The organism is Phytopseudomonas flavescens (assembly GCF_900100535.1).
GTDB lineage: Bacteria > Pseudomonadota > Gammaproteobacteria > Pseudomonadales > Pseudomonadaceae > Aquipseudomonas > Aquipseudomonas flavescens.
The window spans coordinates 237995-255688 of record NZ_FNDG01000006.1 but is presented as its reverse complement, the minus strand read 5'-3'; the positions used below and the strand labels follow the sequence as shown (position 1 = coordinate 255688).

The window sequence follows — 17694 nt, the reverse complement described above, 5'->3', positions numbered from 1 at the left end:
GTGCCAGACCCCAGCAGCCACGGAAGCCTTTCTTGAAGACATTCGACCAGCTCAACGTGATCGGCCTTCGCGAATGGGTCAACCTGCCGGAGCTGGGCATCATCGGCCTGCGCGCCAAGATCGATACCGGCGCCAGCACCTCGAGCCTGCATGCCAGCGATATCCAGCCATTCGAACGGGAAGGTGAACGCTGGGTCAGATTCACGGCCTATATCGGTACCCAGGTGCAGCGTCGCCATCGCTGCGAGGCGCGCCTGGTGGCATACAAGCGCATCAAGAGTTCCAATGGCCTGGCGCAGAGCCGCTACGTGATCCGCACGAGCCTGATGCTGGGTGATCTGGCGTGGCCGGTGGAGTTTACCCTGGCCAGCCGCAAGACCATGCGCTATCGCATGTTGCTCGGTTCCAAGGCGCTGGTGGCTGGCCACCTGGTGGTCAACCCGGCGCTCACCTACGTCCAAGACAAACCCGTGCTTCCCGACCCGAGCGGTGCCCAATGAAAATCGCTGTGCTGTCGCGCAATCCGCGCCTGTATTCCACCCGCCGCCTGGTCGAAGCCGGGCAGCAGCGCGGCCATGAAATGGTGGTGATCGACACCCTTCGTGCCTACATGAACATCGCCAGCCACAAGCCGCAGATCCACTACCGCGGCAAACCACTGGAAGGCTTCGACGCGGTGATCCCGCGTATCGGCGCCTCGGTGACCTTCTACGGCTGCGCAGTACTGCGCCAGTTCGAGATGATGGGCGTGGTGCCACTCAACGAATCGGTGGCCATCGCCCGCTCGCGGGACAAGTTGCGTTCGCTGCAGTTGCTGTCGCGGCGCGGCATCGGCCTGCCGGTGACCGGCTTCGCCCACTCGCCGGACGACATTCCCGACCTGATCGACATGGTCAACGGCGCCCCGCTGGTGATCAAGGTGCTGGAAGGCACGCAAGGCATCGGCGTGGTGCTCTGCGAAACCGAAAAGGCCGCCGAATCGGTGATCGAAGCCTTCATGGGCCTCAAGCAGAACATCATGGTGCAGGAGTACATCAAGGAAGCCGGCGGTGCCGACATCCGCTGCTTCGTGGTCGGCGACAAGGTCATCGCGGCCATGAAGCGCCAGGCCAAACCCGGTGAATTCCGCTCCAACCTGCACCGCGGCGGCACCGCCAGCCTGATCAAGATCACCCCGGAAGAACGCATGACCGCCATCCGCGCCGCCAAGGTCATGGGGTTGTCGGTGGCAGGTGTGGATATCCTGCGCTCCAACCACGGCCCGCTGGTGATGGAAGTGAATTCCTCGCCAGGCCTGGAAGGCATAGAAGTGACCACCGGCAAGGACGTCGCCGGCATGATCATCCAGTTTCTGGAAAAGAACGGCGGCCCCAACCTGACACGCACCAAGGGTAAAGGATGAGCACAGCATTCGCAGGGCGCCTGGCGCTGATCGCCCCCGCCTCGGCCATCGCCGACGAGGTATTCGAAGCGACCCTGGCGCAGCTCGAGGTGCAGGGCATCGACTATCACCTGGGCCGGCACGTACGGGCTCGGCATCGTTACCTGGCCGGCACGCCGGCGCAGCGCCTGGACGATCTGCACGAGGCCTTCGCCCTGCCGGACATCGACGCGGTCTGGTGCCTGCGCGGCGGCTATGGCTGCGCGCAACTGCTGCCAGGCGTTGACTGGGCCTTGCTGCAGAACGCCAGCCCGCGACCATTGATCGGCTACTCCGACCTGTCCCTGCTGCTCGACGCATTCGGCCGCCACGGTCTGCCGGCCATCCATGGCCCGGTCGCCACGGCGCTCGGCCTGCAGACGCTGTCAGCGCCCACGGGGCAACGTGAGCGGCTGGCGTCCATGGGCTCGCTGTGGGACGTGCTGCAGGGGCGCAGCAACAGCCTGCCGGTGCGGCCTATCAGCGGCCCGGCAGCCGCCGTCGAAGGGCCTCTGGTTGGCGGCAACCTCACGGCCCTGGCCAGCGGCTGCGGCACCGTCGCAGGTATGCGGTTGCCGAACGATGCCATCCTCATCCTCGAAGACGTCGGCGAGCCTTACTACCGCCTGGAGCGCAGTTTCTGGCAACTGTTCGAAAGCTTCGCCGAGCAACGCCCGGCAGCGGTATGCCTGGGCAGTTTCACCGATTGCCCACGGCGCGGCGTCCAGCACAGCATCGAGGAAATCATCGGCGAATACCTGGCGCCGTTTGGCATACCGCTCTACGGCGACCTGCCCAGTGGCCATGGTGACGCCAACCTCGCCTGGCCCTATGGCCGGCTCGCAACGCTGCAGGGTAGCGCCCTCAGCTGGTAGCACGCTCGCCAGAAGCACAATCCACGCTGGGCAACGCGCCTCACCGATGGACGTGCCCATGGATGCCCTGCCCGCCCGAAGCGGGCGGCGGCACCCCTCGGATCACGCTGCGTCGCGCGGCAACAGCAACCCCAACGGCAGGCAGATACGTGCTTCCAGCCCACCACCGGTGCGGTTGCGCAGCTCCACGCTGCCGCCGTGCATCGAGGCGATGCGCTTGACGATGGCCAGGCCGAGCCCTGCGCCCTGGCCGCCCCGCGCACGGTCGCCGCGGATGAAGGGATTGACGATATTGCCGAGCTCGCTCGGGTCGATGCCGGTACCGCGATCCAGCACGCTGAGCACCACGTAGGGAGCGCTGTGGTCGTCGGCCACCGAGAGTACGATCTCCACGCCACTGCCACCATAGCGCAGGGCATTCTCGATCAGGTTGACGATCAGGCGCTTGATCGATACCCGCCGCAACGGAAAGGCCGGCACCGCTTCGAGAAACAGGCTCACCTGCTCCTCTTTCTGGTTGTAGGGCGCCACCACGTCGCGGATCAGCTCCGGCAGGTTCAACGCCTCCACCGGCTCGTCACGACCATCACGGATGAAGGCCAGAAACTGATCGAGGATGGCATCCATGTCCTCGATGTCACGCACCATGTCGTCGGTCAGTTCGGAGTCGTGGTCGAGGAACTCAAGCGACAGACGCAGGCGCGTCAGTGGCGTGCGCAGGTCGTGGGACACCCCGGCCAGCATCAGTTCACGTTCACGACCGGCCTGCTCGACGTCTTCGGCCATCTGGTTGAAGGCGCGATACACCTCGGTCATCTCGCTCGGTGTGTCGCTGACCGGTAACCGCACGCTGCGCCCCTGGCCGAACTGCCGGGCGGCGACCACCAGGCGCTTGAGCGGCGCGCTGAGCTGGCGCACGAAGATCCAGGCAGCCGCGGTAGACAGCAGACCGATCCCGAGGAACCAGCCCAGCACGCTCCAGATACGCTGGCCACGCAGCGGATGAGGATAGAGCGGTACCCGCAGCCAGTCATCGCCCAGTGTCGGTGCGTGCACCCACAAGGCCGGAGGGCTCTTGGCCCGCACCCGGGTTTCGGTATCGGGGCCAAGCTCGGACTGCATCTGCCGCTGGAAGATCTCGCTATAGGGCCAGTGCTCCTCGCTGGCCGGCACCTCGGTACGCGGCACCCGCTTGAGGCCGGCGGCCTCGGCGATATTGGTGCGGTCCTCGGGATCAGCCGCCCAGTAGGCGCGCAGCGTCAGCGCGGCACCGTGGCTGTACTGACGGTCGACCAGTACGTCCTCGTTCATCATCAGATAAACCAGGGTCAGCGCCTTGGAAAACAGCACCACGATCAGCACCAGCCAGAGGGTGCGCGAGAAGAAGCTTTGCGGGAACCACAGTGGGGCTTTCATTGAGAACACAAAATCCGTAGGAGCCAGCTTGCTGGCGATCAGAGCGCAAGGATCGACGGAGCGCCGTAGCGCGGCAAGCTGGCTCCTACAGGGTTGCCGACGGACGCATGGTGACTACTTGTTGCCATCCGGCACGAACACGTAGCCCACGCCCCAGACGGTCTGGATGTAACGGGGCTTGGACGGATCCGGCTCGATCAACCGGCGCAGGCGGGAAATCTGCACGTCGATGGAGCGCTCCAGGGCATCCCACTCGCGGCCGCGGGCCAGGTTCATCAATTTGTCGCGGGTCAGCGGTTCGCGGGCATGCTGCACCAGCGCCTTGAGCACGGCGAACTCACCGGTGGTGAGCATGTGCACTTCCTCGCCCTTCTTCAGCTCACGGGTGGCCAGGGACAGCTCGTAGTCACCGAAGGTGACGCTCTCGTCCTCGCTGCCCGGCGCGCCGGGCACCACCGGCACCTGGCGACGCAGCACGGCCTTGATACGCGCCAGCAGTTCGCGCGGGTTGAAGGGTTTGGCCAGGTAATCGTCGGCACCCAGTTCCAGGCCCTGGATACGACTGCTCTCGTCGCCCTTGGCGGTGAGCATGATGATCGGCACCTGATTGTTCGACGCCCGCAGACGGCGGCAGGCGCTCAGGCCGTCCTCGCCAGGCAGCATCAGGTCGAGCACCACCAGGTTGAAGAGTTCGCGCGACAGCAGACGATCCATCTGTTCGACGTTCTCCACCGCACGCACCCGGTAGCCTTGCTCGTCGAAGAAACGTTCGAGCAGACGCCGCAGACGGGCATCGTCGTCGACAATCAGGATTTTCTCACCGTCGACCGGTTGTGCTGCAGTGCTGCTCATAGAGGCTCCTTGATCGAGAATCCGCGACGCGACGCGGCCGATTTCAACGCGGCATTATGGCCCAGAGGCCGTATAGACCACCTATTGTCCATTGTTAGCAGATTTTTCGCTGCTTCAGGGGCTATTGCGCGCCCGACAGGCAGTAAAGCGCGCAAGGGGCACGAACGCCTTGCACAGCCACCCAGGAGGGGCGCTGGTCACCAGTCGCTTTCGACCGCTCTTTTAGCGCTGCGGCGGCAACGCAACTGACTTTCCAGGGTCTGTTCATGGTCTGGCGGCAGCTCGAGGCCAATGGCCCGGGCGCCTCTTTACGGGGCTATAATGCGCCGTTTCATCGTCCGGCCGATCATGAGCGAGGCCGGTTTTCGCAGTTTCAGGGTGGATTCTTCTTTCTATGCTCAGCATCAACAACCGTATCGCCGAAGAACTGGGCGTCCGCCCGCAACAAGTCGCCGCCGCTGTCGCCCTGCTCGACGAAGGCTCCACCGTGCCGTTCATCGCCCGCTACCGCAAGGAAGTCACCGGCAGCCTCGACGATACCCAGTTGCGTAATCTGGAAGAGCGACTGCGCTACCTGCGCGAACTCGACGATCGTCGCGCCAGTATCCTCGCCAGCATCGAGGAACAGGGCAAACTGACCCCCGAGCTGACCCGTGAGATCAACCTCGCCGACACCAAGACCCGCCTCGAAGACCTGTACCTGCCCTACAAGCAGAAGCGTCGCACCAAGGGCCAGATCGCCCTGGAAGCCGGCCTTGGCGAGCTGGCCGATGCACTGTTCAATGACCAGAACCTGACCCCGGAAACCGAGGCCGTGCGCTTCGTCGATGCCGAGAAGGGCTTCGCCGACACCAAGGCGGTGCTCGAAGGCGCCAAGTACATCCTCATGGAACGCTTCGCCGAGGACGCCAGCCTGCTCAGCAATCTGCGCGGTTTTCTCAAGGATAATGCCACCCTCAGCGCCCGCGTGGTCGCCGGCAAGGAAGCGGAAGGCGCCAAGTTCCGCGACTACTTCGAGCATGACGAGAAACTCAAGGGCGCCCCCTCGCACCGCGCCCTGGCGATCTTCCGGGGCCGCAACGAGGGCATCCTCAGCGCCAGCCTCAAGGTCGGCGAAGAACTGTCGGGCGTCGCTACGCCGGGCACCCTGCATCCGTGCGAGTGCATGATCGCCGAGCGTTTCGGCATCTCCAACCAAGGCCGCGCCGCCGACAAATGGCTGGGTGAAGTGGTGCGCTGGACCTGGAAGGTCAAGCTCTATACCCACCTGGAAACCGACCTGCTGGGCGAACTGCGCGAAAGCGCCGAAGATGAAGCCATCAGCGTCTTCGCCCGCAACCTGCACGACCTGCTGCTAGCCGCTCCGGCCGGCCCGCGTGCGACCCTGGGCCTCGACCCGGGCCTGCGCACCGGCTGCAAGGTCGCCGTGGTCGACGCCACCGGCAAGGTACTGGATACCGCCACCGTCTACCCCCACGCGCCGCGCAACGACTGGGACGGCACCCTCAACGTGCTGGCCAGGCTGTGTGCCAAGCACGGTGTGGACCTGATCGCCATCGGCAACGGCACCGCCAGCCGCGAGACCGACAAGCTGGCCATCGAGCTGATCAAGAAATACCCGGGCCTGAAGATGACCAAGATCATGGTCAGCGAAGCCGGAGCGTCGGTGTATTCGGCCTCTGAACTGGCTGCCAGAGAATTCCCGGATCTCGACGTGTCCCTGCGTGGCGCGGTGTCCATCGCCCGTCGCCTGCAGGATCCGTTGGCCGAGCTGGTGAAGATCGACCCGAAATCCATCGGTGTGGGCCAGTACCAGCACGACGTCTCCCAGTTGAAGCTGGCCCGCAGCCTCGACGCCGTGGTGGAGGACTGCGTGAACGCCGTCGGCGTGGACGTCAACACCGCCTCCAGCGCACTGCTGGCGCGTATCTCCGGCCTCAATGCGACCCTGGCGCAGAACATCGTCGCTCACCGCGATGCCCACGGCGCCTTCAAGACCCGTGACGCCCTGAAGAAGGTCCCACGCCTCGGCGACAAGACGTTCGAACAGGCTGCCGGCTTCCTGCGCGTCATGAACGGTGAAAACCCGCTCGATGCCTCGGCGGTTCACCCGGAAACCTACCCGCTGGTGCAACGCATCGCCGTCGACACGGGCCGCGATATCCGCTCGCTGATCGGCGATGCCGGCTTTCTCAAGCGCCTGGACCCGAAGACGTTCACCGACGAGACCTTCGGCCTGGTGACCGTGGGCGACATCCTCAGCGAACTGGAAAAACCCGGCCGCGACCCGCGCCCCGAGTTCAAGACCGCCGAGTTCCAGGAAGGCGTGGAAACCCTCAAGGATCTCGAGCTGGGGATGATCCTCGAAGGCGTGGTGACCAACGTCACCAACTTCGGCGCCTTCGTCGATATCGGTGTTCACCAGGACGGCCTGGTGCATATCTCGGCGCTGTCCGAGAAGTTCATCAAGGACCCGCACGAGGCGGTCAAGGCCGGTGACGTGGTCAAGGTCAAGGTCATGGAAGTGGACATCGCGCGAGGCCGCATCGCCCTGTCGATGCGCATGGGCGACACGCCAGGCGAGAAAGTCGAAGGGCCACGTGGCGGCGGTCGCCAGGGTGGCGGCAAGGGTGGTCAGGCACCACGCAGCGAGCGCCATTCGGGCCAGGAAAAACCTGCACCGGCCAATGCCGCCATGGCTTCTCTGTTCGCCAACGCCAAGCAACTGAGGAAGTAGGCCGATGAGCGAGCCCATGGAAGAAGTCGGCAAGAGCAGCGCCTTCGGGCGCCTGCTCGGCCTGCAGATCGTCAAGGCAGAAGGCGGCGAGGCGGTGATCCGGCTGAGCATGCACGATGGCCTGCGCAACCTGCACGGCAAGCTGCACGGCGGCGCGCTGTTCTCGCTGATCGACAGCGCCATGGGCCAGGCCAGCCACAGCCTCACTGACGGCGCGCCGAGCAGCGTCACCCTGGAATGCAAGGTCAACTACATCCGCGGGGTGACCGAGGGTGAACTGAGCTGCCGGGCCTGGGTGGTGCACGCCGGGCGGCGCACGCAAGTGATCGAGGCCGAGGTGCATCAGCACGACAAGCTGGTCGCCAAGGCCCAGGCCACCTTCGCCTGCCTCTGAGGGCAGTGGTGCGGCCGACGCGCCCGGCCGGGGCGGTATCCGGGCCAGCGCCATGCCCGAGAGGACTGCCGCCCTTCGCCACGGCGACCGAGGGCGCTAGAATACCCGCTCTTTTCGCCAGACGACCAACGTCAGCAATTCGCCCCTTGTAGAGTGCAGCATCCACCCCCATATTGGGGCGACCGCTGCGTGAAGGAATGCAATCTTGAGCGACCTGTTCTCCCGCCGTCTGGCACTGCTCGGTGAGCACGCCAACCTTTCCCTGCTTTCCCAGTGCCTGCATGGCATCGAACGCGAATGCCTGCGCGTCGACAGCAGAGGCGAACTGGCGCTCAGCGGGCATCCGGTCACCCTCGGTTCGGCGCTGACCAATGCGCAGATCACCACGGATTATTCGGAGTCGCTGCTCGAGTTCATCACCTCGACCGCCGTCGACCCGAGCGACACCCTGGACGAACTTGATAGTATCCACCGCTTCGTCTACAGCAAGCTCGACGGCGAGTACCTGTGGAGCCCGTCGATGCCCGGCCCGCTGCCGGACGAAGAGACCATTCCGATCGCCCGCTATGGCCACTCCCATATCGGCCAGCTCAAGTACGTCTACCGCAAGGGCCTGGCGCTGCGCTACGGCAAGACCATGCAGTGCATCGCCGGCATTCACTACAACTTCTCCCTGCCGGAGCAGCTGTGGGTCGTGCTGCAGCAGGCCGAGGGCGACACGCGAAGTGCCCGCGACTATCAGTCGTCGCGCTACATTGCGCTGATCCGCAATTTCCGCCGTTACAGCTGGCTGCTGATGTACCTGTTCGGTGCGTCTCCGGCGCTGGACAAGAATTTCATGCGTGGCCGTGCCCATCAGTTGCAGGCGCTCGACGCCGACACCCTGTACCTGCCCTATGCCACCAGCCTGCGCATGAGCGACCTGGGTTATCAGAGCGAGGCCCAGGCCGGGCTGACGCCCTGCTACAACGACCTGGCCAGCTATACCGACAGCCTGCGCCAGGCGGTCGCTACACCCTACCCGCCCTACGTCGACATCGGCACCAAGAAGGACGGTGACTGGCTGCAGCTCAACACCAACATCCTGCAGATCGAAAACGAGTATTACTCCAACATCCGCCCGAAGCGCGTGACCTACAGCGGCGAACGCCCGATCCAGGCGCTGATGGCCCGTGGCGTGCAGTACGTGGAGGCCCGCTGCCTGGACATCAATCCGTTCCTGCCACTGGGCATCGACCTTGCCGAATCACGCTTTCTCGACGCCTTCCTGCTGTTCTGCGCCCTGCAGGACAGCCCGCAGCTGGGCAATGGCGAGTGCAGCAACTGCTCCGACAACTTCCTCAAGGTGGTCAAGGAGGGGCGTCGCCCCGGCCTGCACCTGCATCGCCATGGCGGGCCGGTCGTCCTGCAGAGCTGGGCTCATGAGCTGCTCGATGGTATCGAAGCCATCGCTACCCTGCTCGACACCAGCCAGGGTGGCGAAGCCCACGCCGGCGCCCTGCAGGCGCAGCGCGCGAAAATCGACGACCCCCGCCTGACGCCATCGGCCCAGGTGCTGGCAGAACTGCAGAAAGGTGAAAGCTTCTCGGCGTTCTCCCTGCGCCAGAGCAAACGCCACGCCGAACACTTCCGCGCACAGCCGCTGAGTGCCGAGCGACAGGCCGAGTTCGAGCAGGCTGCGCAGCGTTCCCTACAGGAGCAGGCCGAACTGGAAGTGCATGAGGATGGTGACTTCGACAGCTTCGCCGCGGCCTACCAGGCCAGCATCCTGGCACTGGCGGTCTGAGCGGCTACCCGCAAGGTCGACTGCGTCACAAAAAAATCCAATGACCGGGGATCCGCTACCGGCGGCGCACATGCGTGTCTAGGATTATCTGCAGGCACTGACTGCGGATCCCCCTCATGAGCGACCGTCAACAAGCCCCGCATTGGAGCGTGGCCAGCCTCACCAAGGCTTACCAGCAGGGCTACATGGCCGGCCTGGCCGGCCATGCACCAGATACGCAGCCCTTTCCCGCCAGCGTGCCCGCTGCGGCCTGGGAAGCCGGCTGGGTCGACGGGAAAGCCCAGCGTCGACTCAGCGAAGAAAATATCAACCGCGCGGCCGGCCATACCCCGGTCACCCAAAAGCACGCCTGATTCGATTGCCTGCCGAAGCAGCCGAGGGCTCATGGCCGCCGCTCTTCAGTGGCGGGGCGCCCCCCCAACGCCCCGCTACAGGGCCTTCTCGAATATCTTCGAATTACGCTGGAAATTGTACAGCGAGGCCCGTGCGGCAGGCATGCGCTCGACGCTGCTGGGCGCGAAGCCGCGTTCGCGAAACCAGTGCGCCGTGCGGGTGGTGAGCACGAACAGGGTGTTGATACCCATGGCCCTGGCCCGCTCCTCGATGCGTTCGAGCAGTTCATCGCCGCGGCCGCCGTGGCGGTATTCGGGGTTGACCGCCAGGCAGGCCAGCTCACCGCAGGTCGAGTCCGCGATGGGATAGAGCGCCGCACAGGCGATGATCATGCCATCGCGCTCGACGATGCTGAACTGGCCAATCTCGCGTTCGAGCACCTCCCGCGAGCGACGCACCAGAATGCCCTGTTGCTCCAGCGGGCTGATCAGTTCGATCAGCCCGCCGACGTCACCGATGTTCGCCTCACGCAGCGATTCGAACTGCTCCGGGTCGACCAGGGTGCCGCCCCCATCGCGGGTGAACAGCTCGGTCAGCAGCGAGCCGTCGCCGGTGTAGCTGACGATGTGGCTGCGCTTGACCCCACTGCGACAGGCCTGAGCCGCGGCATCCAGCAACTCGCCCTGATAGTCGCTACCCAGGCGCGAAACATGTGCGGGCACCTGCTGCGGGCGCAGCTCGCGAATCAGTTTGCCGTCGTCGTCGAGCAGACCCTGCTGGCTGCTGAACAGGATCAGCTTGTCGGCAGCCAGGTCGATGGCCGCGCGCATGGCCACGTCCTCGCAAGCCAGGTTGAAGATTTCGCCGGTCGGCGAATAGCCCAGCGGCGACAGCAGGACGATATTGCGCTCATCGAGCTGGCGGTTGATGCCCTTGCGGTCGATGCGCCGCACTTCGCCGGTGTGCTGGTAATCGATACCGTCCACTACGCCGATCGGTCGCGCGGTGACGTAGTTGCCACTGCTTACCCGCAACCGCGAGCCCTGCATCGGCGAGGCGGCGATGTCCATGGACAGGCGCGCCTCGATGGCGATGCGCAACTGGCCGACTGCATCGATCACGCATTCCAGGGTCGGTCCGTCGGAGATGCGCAGGTCACGGTGGTAGTGCGGCGTCAACCCCCGCCCGAGCAGGCGCGCCTCGATCTGCGGGCGCGAGCCGTGCACCAGCACCAGGCGCACGCCGAGGCTGTGCAGCAGCACCAGGTCGTGGACGATATTGCCGAAATTCGGATGAGCGACCCCTTCGCCCGGCAGCATGACCACGAAGGTGCAGTCACGGTGGGCGTTGATGTAGGGCGAGGCGTGGCGAAGCCAGTTGACGTAGTCGTGCATGGGAAGCAAGAACCCCTGGGTAAGAACGAAGGAGGCATCAAATGGTGCGAAGCACGCGGCTTCGCAGGCGGGCTCGGTGCGTTATCGTCGTCGCGACGGCATCAGGGGGACACTCCTCGTATCAGCTCGGGGTCAGGCAGTAGTGCTGGATCAGTTGGCGCAGCAGTTGCACCGTCGGTAGCAGGCGGTCGGTGTCGAGATATTCGCCCGGCTGGTGCGCGCAGTCGATATCGCCCGGACCGAGCACCAGGGTCTCGCAGCCAAGCTGCTGGAAATACGGAGCTTCGGTACCGAAGGCCACCGCAGCGGCGGTGTGCCCGGTCAGGCGCTCGGCAAGGCGCACCAGCTCGGCATCGGCGGCCTGCTCGTAGGGCGGCACGCTGGGAAACAGCGGGGCGAAGTCGATGCTCACCTGGTGCTGCTCGGCCAGGGGCTGCAGCTTCTGCCGGATCGCCGCACGCAAGGCGTCCGGCTGCATGCCCGGCAACGGGCGCAGGTCGAACTCCAGGGAACATTGCCCGCAGATGCGGTTGGGATTGTCGCCGCCATGGATGCAACCGAAGTTCAGCGTCGGTTGCGGCACGCTGAATTGCGGGTTGCGGTACTCCTGCTGCCACTGGCGGCGCAACTGCATCAGCTCACCCATGACGTCGTGCATGGCATCCAGCGCGCTATGCCCCAGCGCCGGATTGGAAGAGTGCCCGCTCTGTCCGAGAATATCGATGCGCTCCATCATCACGCCCTTGTGCAGGCGGATCGGCCTGAGCCCGGTCGGCTCGCCGATCACCGCGGCGCGACCGAGCGGCCGCCCGGCCTCGGCCAGGGCACGGGCACCCGACATCGAACTTTCTTCATCGCAGGTGGCAAGGATGATCAGCGGCTGCTTGAATGGCTGGTCGAGCAGCCCCTGAACGGCCTCGATGATCAGCGCGAAGAAGCCCTTCATGTCGCACACGCCCAGGCCTACCCAGCGATCACCGGTATCGGTGAGCGCGAGCGGGTCGCTTTGCCAGAGGGCTTCGTCGAAGGGCACGGTGTCGCTGTGCCCGGCCAGCACCAGGCCGCCGGGGCCACTGCCGTAGGTGGCGATCAGGTTGAACTTGCCGGGCTCGATTTGCTGCCTCTCGCAAGCGAACCCCAGGTCGCTCAGCCAATTGGCCAGCAGATCGATGACCTGCAGGTTCGATTGATCCAGCGCAGGCTGCGTGCAACTGACCGATGGCGCGGCAATCAGCGCCGCGAAACGATCCTTGAGGGTGAATGACATGGCGGCTCTCTCGGGTCGGTCGCTTCATCATAGAGTGAAGCGTTGCCCGCGAGAACCGCCAATGGACAATTGCCGCTCAGCAAGAATACCTTCGAGGTCTAGCGAGCCAGAGCAATGCAAGGTCTAGGCGGCCCCACAAGAACCGGCGAGGAAGCGGCCGGGGTCGCTTGCACATGAGCATTACTCGCTTAGCTCGCCCTTCGGCCCGCGCTGCAGCGCGTCAGCGGCAAGTCGCTTTCCGACCGGGCTGGCGATCCAGCCTGTTTTCAGCGACGCAGTACCGACGCACAGCAGACCGTCAGAGGTTTACAGGAAGATCAGCATGAAAATTTCCAGGTAGATGATCGCCAGCGCCGCCCCGATAGGCAGGGTCACCACCCAGGAGGTGAAGATCTTGCCGACCACCGCCAGGTTCAGTGCGCCGATACCACGGGCCATGCCGATACCCAGTACCGCCCCGACCAGCGTGTGAGTGGTGGAGATCGGCAGGCCAATGCCTGAGGCAGCGACCACGGTGGCCGCGGTGGCCAGTTCGGCAGCGAAGCCACGGCTCGGGGTCAGTTCGGTGATCTTCTTGCCGATGGTGGCGATCACCTTCCAGCCGTAGGTCGCCAGGCCGATGACGATACCCACGGCGCCCATCAGCAGCACCCAACCCGGTACCGACGACTGGCCACCGATGACCATGTCGCCACCCGCCTCGATCACACCGACCACCGCAGCCAGCGGGCCGACCGCGTTGGACACGTCACTGGCACCATGGGCGAAGGCCATGGAGCAGGCGGTGAAGATCATCAGCACGGCAAAGACTTTTTCGACGCTGGCGAAGTGGAATTCCTTGTCGGCTTCCGGATCGAGCTTGATGCGGCGCAGCAGGAGTATGCCCAGGCCGGCCACCAGAATGCCGACGCCTGCGGAAAGCAGAATGCCCTGGCCGGTGGTGAAACTCATGCCCACATGCTTGAGGCCCTTGGTGAAGGTCATCAGCGCCAGCATGAAGCCGGTGAGGAACATGTACACCGGCACCCAGCGCTTGGCGTTGCGGAACGGGTCGTCGGTATCGATGATCAGCCACTGCACGCTCATGAACAGGCCGAAAGCCAGCAGACCGGATATGAACGGGGTGACCACCCAACTGGACACGATCGGCACCAGGCCGCCCCAGTTGACGGCGTCCACCGACACGCTGATCGAGGCGAAGCCGATGATGGCGCCCACGATCGAGTGCGTGGTGGAGACCGGCCAGCCACGCAGCGAGGCGATCAACAGCCAGGTACCGGCAGACAGCAGAGACGCCATCATGCCCAGTACGAACATGTCGGCGGGAATCACCGAGGCATCGACGATGCCGTTCTTGATGGTTTCGGTCACCTCGCCACCGGCAAGGTAGGCACCGCAGAATTCGAAGACCATGGCGATGAGGATCGCCTGTTTGATGGTCAGTGCCTTGGCACCCACGGAAGTGCCCATGGCATTGGACACATCATTGGCACCGACACCCCACGCCATGAACAAACCAAAGCAGCAGGCCATCACGAGGAGTACGAAACCGTAGTCCGCGACAAGAGACATAGAAATTTACCTGTAAACCCAGAAAGGATGCTGGCGGCTCAGCGCGCCAGCAGTTGTTCCAGCCGGTTGCCCACGCGCTCTGCACGATCGGCAATGTCTCCGACCCAGTCGATGATCCGATAGAGGAACATCACATCGACTGCGGGAAGATCCTTTTCCAGTTTGAACAAGGCGCGGCGCACCTCGATCTGCTGGCGATCGGTCTCGCGCTCGATTTCCTCGAGCTCTTCGACCATGCGCTCGACCAGGGTGGCCTCACGACCGGCGAAACCGGCCTCGAGCAGCGAGTCCAGTTCCTTCATCGCCTTCAGCGCCTGGGCGCTGGCATCCACGCAGCGCTGCACGTAGGCCAGCATCAGCGGCTGCAGGTCGCCGGGAATGGTCATTGAGCGGCCGAGCATCAGCCCGGCGATGTCCTTGGCCCGGTTGGCCACCTTGTCCTGGGTGCTGAGCAACTCCAGCAGGTCGGAGCGTGGCACGGGCAGGAACAGGCTCTTGGGCAAGTGCATGCGCACGTTTTTCTTGAGCTTGTCCGCATCGTGTTCCAGGCGCACCATCTCTTGCTGCACCTGCTCGACACGAGCCCAGTCTTCGGCCATGACCGCCTCGAAGAATGGCACCAGATTGGCGGCGCACTCGTGTGCCTTGGCGATATGCTGTTGCATCGGCCCGATCGGCGAGCGGCCAAAGAGGCTGCTGATGAACGGATTGCTTGGCATGGGGGTGACCCCTGTCTGTCAAAGAGGCGGCAAGTATACGGATGACATCCTGGGCAAGCCAGCGCGTGTCATTGTTCCGTCACAATGACGTATTTCGTGACGGATTTTCCGCGAACGCCGGGGAAATATCGGTAAAGCTATGGTAATGCACAGTCCAGCCACTGCCTCATGCTCCACGATGACCGTTCGCCGACCTGCACCCGCCGCGCTTTTCCACTACCCTGTACGGCCTAAGGTGCCGGGCAGCGTCCGGCACCGTGCAATCCCCGCCGCCGTCGCCGCTTCACCGAGCCCTCGCAATGAATAAAGAAACCGAAATCAAACTGCGCGCCAGTCGCGAAACCCTGGCTGCCCTGCAAACCCACCCGCTGCTGAAGAAACGCAGCAAGGGTGGCTGGGAGACGAGCGAGCTGCTCAACCAGTACTTCGACACCGAAGCGCGCGACCTCGCCGGCGCCAAGGTCGCCCTGCGCCTGCGCAAGGACGGCGACCAAGTGATACAGACCCTGAAGAGTCGCGGTCAGAGCGTCGCCGGGCTGTCCGAGCGCAACGAGTGGGACTGGTACCTGACCAAGGCCAAACTGGATCTATCGAGACTCGATGACAGCTGCTGGCCCGCCAGCCTGGCAGAGCTGGACAAGAAACAGCTGAAGCCGATCTTCACCACCGACTTCGTTCGTCAGCGCGCCGAGATCGCCTGGGGCCGCGGCAAGGCCAGAGTGGTCATCGAGGCCGCCCTCGATCTGGGCAAGGTGATCGTGGGCAAGCAGCAGGAAGAAATCTGCGAACTGGAACTCGAATTGCGCCAGGGCGAGCCCGAAGCGCTGCTGGAGCTGGCCGCTGAACTGGCCGCCGACCTGGCCCTGATGCCGTGCGACATCAGCAAGGCCGAGCGCGGGTACCGTCTGTTCGACGAAGCCAGCTACAACCTGCAGTTGCCCACACCGCAATTGCAGGCCGAGCAGAGCCTGGACGATGCCGTCGCCGCCATCGGCTGGTTCCTGCTCGGCAGCAGCCAGCGTCTCGCCGAACAGTACCGCCACAACGGCCACTGGCGCCTGCTGGTCGACTGGCTGAACTGCCTGGTGGACCTGCGTGCCCTGCTCGGCAGCCTCGGCCAGGCCGCACCACGCGCCAGCAGCAGCGAGCTGCGCAAGGTACTCGACGCCCTGCTCGAAGACTGGCGCCCCCGGGTGCTCGCCGGCCAGCAGGATGAAAGCGCTCGCCAGGACGCACCCGCGCAATTCACCGCCGAACTGGCACAGACCCGCTGGGGCCTGTTCTCGCTGAATGCCTCGCGCTGGCTGCTGGCCCGCAGCTGGACGGCCTCGCGCAACAAACGGGGCGACCGCCAGGGTGCCGCGGCCCTGCACAGCTGGCTGCCGACCTTCATCGCCGAAGAGGGCCGGGACCTGCAGCTCAAGCGCTACCAGCAGCAACCCGAAGACCTCGCCGAACAATTGCCGCGCCTGGAACGCCTGCTGCTCTGGTTGCACCTGGCGCGTGACGTGCTCGATGTCGCCGAGACCGATCGCCTGTTCGGTGAACTGAACAAACTGGCTGAACTGGCCAAGCGCCCCCTGAGTCCAGAGGAACTGGAACCACGCATGACCCAGGCACAGATCATCATGAGCCTGAAACCCTGGAAAACACTGCTGAAAAACGGCTGACAAACCCGGCAGGTAGCGCTCCTACCTGCCTCGCTCGACCACAGGACGCCCTATCGATGTTCAAACTCAGCCTGAAATCCATCATCGCCACCTGGCTCACCGGGCTGCTGGCCTTGCTGCCACTGGCGCTGACCATGGTGGTGCTGGCCTGGATCGTCAGCCTGCTGAATAACCTGATCGGCCCCTCCACCGCCATCGGCCGGCTGTTCGCGGCCCTGGGCACCCCCTTCGCGAGCAACCCCTACCTGGCCTACCTGCTCGGTACCCTGGTATTGCTGGTCAGCCTCTATCCACTTGGCCTGGCCGTTAAGCTGGGCTTGCGTAGGCCGCTTGGCTGGCTGATCGACGTGACCCTGCGGCGCACGCCGCTGATCGGCAACTTCTACAACCTGGCCGATCGTTTCGTCGGCCTGCTGGACAAGAAGAACACCGACATCACCAGCATGCGCCCGGTGTGGTGTTTCTTCGGCGGCGACGGTGTCGCCGTACTGGCCCTGCAACCGAGCTCGCAACCGGTTGAGCTGGAAGGCCGCCCGCATTTCGCGATCCTCGTCCCCACGGCACCCATCCCGATCGGCGGCGGCTTGCTCTATGTTCCAGTCGAATGGGTCAAACCAGCCAACATGGGCGTGGACGCGCTGACCAGCATCTATGTGTCCATGGGCCTCACACCACCGCCCGCCAGAGACGGAGTGAGCAGCGAAGCGCCCAGGCAAGCCGCCTCGTAGGGCCATCTGGCATGCCGGAGACCGTGCGCGCGGGCATCCCCACCTCAATAGAAGGTCAGCCGCAAGACGCTGCCTTCCAGGCAAAGCCAGTCGCCATGGCTTACCCGCTCATGGCGGTAGGCCTGCAGCCTGCGCGCATTCAACGAGGCGGCTTTGCCCGAGCCTTCGCAGCGCACGTAGAGCGCCCGGCCTTTCAGCCGCAACGTGACAGGGTGCGCCGCCGCCCGCCCGGCGACGATCACCCGACCGGACTCTCCTGGCTCGCCTCCCAGCGCGATGCCGTGGTACAGCTCGGCGCGAAGCAGGTCGATGTGGATGGCGCGACCGTCTGGAGTCTCCCCGTCCAGTCGGACCCCGTGCAACAGGGAGGGGAGCGCCAGCCTCGCGACGATCGCCCGTAACGGCCGCAGAAACAACGCGACAATCGGGCCACCCAGAAGCTTGCGAATTGCCGTCATCCAGCCTCCCCGCTCAAGAACTTTTACCCATTCGCCGACTCGCACCTGCCATGCAGGCTACAGGAGGCGAATG

Annotated in this window: 16 protein-coding genes; 9 read left to right on the top strand and 7 right to left on the bottom strand. The window is 64.6% G+C overall.

Annotated features, from left to right (window positions below; all coding sequences use genetic code 11):
- The first annotated feature begins 32 nt into the window (after positions 1-32).
- Genes rimB through BLR94_RS10435 form a run of 3 tightly spaced genes read left to right on the top strand, consistent with a single transcriptional unit; the run spans position 33 to position 2295 of the window.
- Complete coding sequence (gene rimB, locus BLR94_RS10445; protein ID WP_084304513.1) at positions 33-500, top strand: retropepsin-like aspartic endopeptidase RimB; 468 nt, start codon at positions 33-35, stop codon at positions 498-500.
- Positions 497-1402, top strand: a complete 906-nt coding sequence (rimK, locus tag BLR94_RS10440) for a 30S ribosomal protein S6--L-glutamate ligase (protein ID WP_042554499.1) — start codon at positions 497-499, stop codon at positions 1400-1402. Before rimB ends, rimK begins: the two co-directional genes overlap by 4 nt.
- The gene (locus BLR94_RS10435) at positions 1399-2295 is read left to right on the top strand and encodes a S66 peptidase family protein (protein ID WP_084304514.1); all 897 of its coding nucleotides are present in this window, start codon (positions 1399-1401) and stop codon (positions 2293-2295) included. The genes rimK and BLR94_RS10435 overlap by 4 nt, the downstream gene beginning before the upstream one ends.
- A gap of 102 nt (positions 2296-2397) precedes the next feature.
- Here the strand turns inward: BLR94_RS10435 and BLR94_RS10430 are convergent, their stop codons facing one another.
- A complete protein-coding gene (locus tag BLR94_RS10430; RefSeq protein WP_084304515.1) occupies positions 2398-3711 on the bottom strand; it encodes an ATP-binding protein in 1314 nt (437 codons plus the stop codon).
- Positions 3712-3825: 114 nt separating this feature from the next.
- Positions 3826-4563, bottom strand: a complete 738-nt coding sequence (gene ompR, locus BLR94_RS10425; RefSeq protein WP_084304516.1) for an osmolarity response regulator transcription factor OmpR — start codon at positions 4561-4563, stop codon at positions 3826-3828.
- A gap of 394 nt (positions 4564-4957) precedes the next feature.
- Between ompR and BLR94_RS10420 the strand changes: the two genes are divergently transcribed.
- From BLR94_RS10420 to rmf, 4 genes are all read left to right on the top strand, one after another.
- Complete coding sequence (locus BLR94_RS10420; protein WP_084304517.1) at positions 4958-7300, top strand: Tex family protein; 2343 nt, start codon at positions 4958-4960, stop codon at positions 7298-7300.
- A 4-nt stretch (positions 7301-7304) separates the two neighbouring features.
- Positions 7305-7694 carry a PaaI family thioesterase gene (locus BLR94_RS10415; protein ID WP_084304518.1) on the top strand — a complete coding sequence of 130 codons (390 nt, stop codon included), beginning with the start codon at positions 7305-7307 and terminating at the stop codon, positions 7692-7694.
- Between the two features lie 205 nt (positions 7695-7899).
- The gene (gene gshA / locus BLR94_RS10410; protein ID WP_084304519.1) at positions 7900-9480 is read left to right on the top strand and encodes a glutamate--cysteine ligase; all 1581 of its coding nucleotides are present in this window, start codon (positions 7900-7902) and stop codon (positions 9478-9480) included.
- Between the two features lie 116 nt (positions 9481-9596).
- Positions 9597-9833 (top strand): ribosome modulation factor, encoded by a 237-nt coding sequence (rmf, locus tag BLR94_RS10405; RefSeq protein WP_084304520.1) that lies wholly within the window; start codon positions 9597-9599, stop codon positions 9831-9833.
- A gap of 75 nt (positions 9834-9908) precedes the next feature.
- Here the strand turns inward: rmf and argA are convergent, their stop codons facing one another.
- The 4 genes from argA to BLR94_RS10385 all read right to left on the bottom strand — a co-directional run bounded on the left by argA (position 9909) and on the right by BLR94_RS10385 (position 14765).
- A complete protein-coding gene (argA, locus tag BLR94_RS10400) occupies positions 9909-11207 on the bottom strand; it encodes an amino-acid N-acetyltransferase (protein WP_084304521.1) in 1299 nt (432 codons plus the stop codon).
- Between the two features lie 121 nt (positions 11208-11328).
- The gene (gene argE, locus BLR94_RS10395; RefSeq protein ID WP_084304522.1) at positions 11329-12474 is read right to left on the bottom strand and encodes an acetylornithine deacetylase; all 1146 of its coding nucleotides are present in this window, start codon (positions 12472-12474) and stop codon (positions 11329-11331) included.
- Between the two features lie 306 nt (positions 12475-12780).
- Complete coding sequence (locus BLR94_RS10390; RefSeq protein WP_084304523.1) at positions 12781-14046, bottom strand: inorganic phosphate transporter; 1266 nt, start codon at positions 14044-14046, stop codon at positions 12781-12783.
- A 38-nt stretch (positions 14047-14084) separates the two neighbouring features.
- Positions 14085-14765, bottom strand: a complete 681-nt coding sequence (locus tag BLR94_RS10385; protein WP_084304524.1) for a TIGR00153 family protein — start codon at positions 14763-14765, stop codon at positions 14085-14087.
- Between the two features lie 299 nt (positions 14766-15064).
- Between BLR94_RS10385 and BLR94_RS10380 the strand changes: the two genes are divergently transcribed.
- Positions 15065-16435 carry a CYTH domain-containing protein gene (locus BLR94_RS10380; RefSeq protein ID WP_084304525.1) on the top strand — a complete coding sequence of 457 codons (1371 nt, stop codon included), beginning with the start codon at positions 15065-15067 and terminating at the stop codon, positions 16433-16435.
- A 56-nt stretch (positions 16436-16491) separates the two neighbouring features.
- Complete coding sequence (locus tag BLR94_RS10375) at positions 16492-17163, top strand: DUF502 domain-containing protein (protein ID WP_084304526.1); 672 nt, start codon at positions 16492-16494, stop codon at positions 17161-17163.
- A gap of 44 nt (positions 17164-17207) precedes the next feature.
- On the opposite strand, the gene BLR94_RS10370 is transcribed toward BLR94_RS10375, so the two are convergent.
- Positions 17208-17621 carry a hypothetical protein gene (locus BLR94_RS10370; RefSeq protein ID WP_084304527.1) on the bottom strand — a complete coding sequence of 138 codons (414 nt, stop codon included), beginning with the start codon at positions 17619-17621 and terminating at the stop codon, positions 17208-17210.
- Positions 17622-17694: the final 73 nt, after the last annotated feature.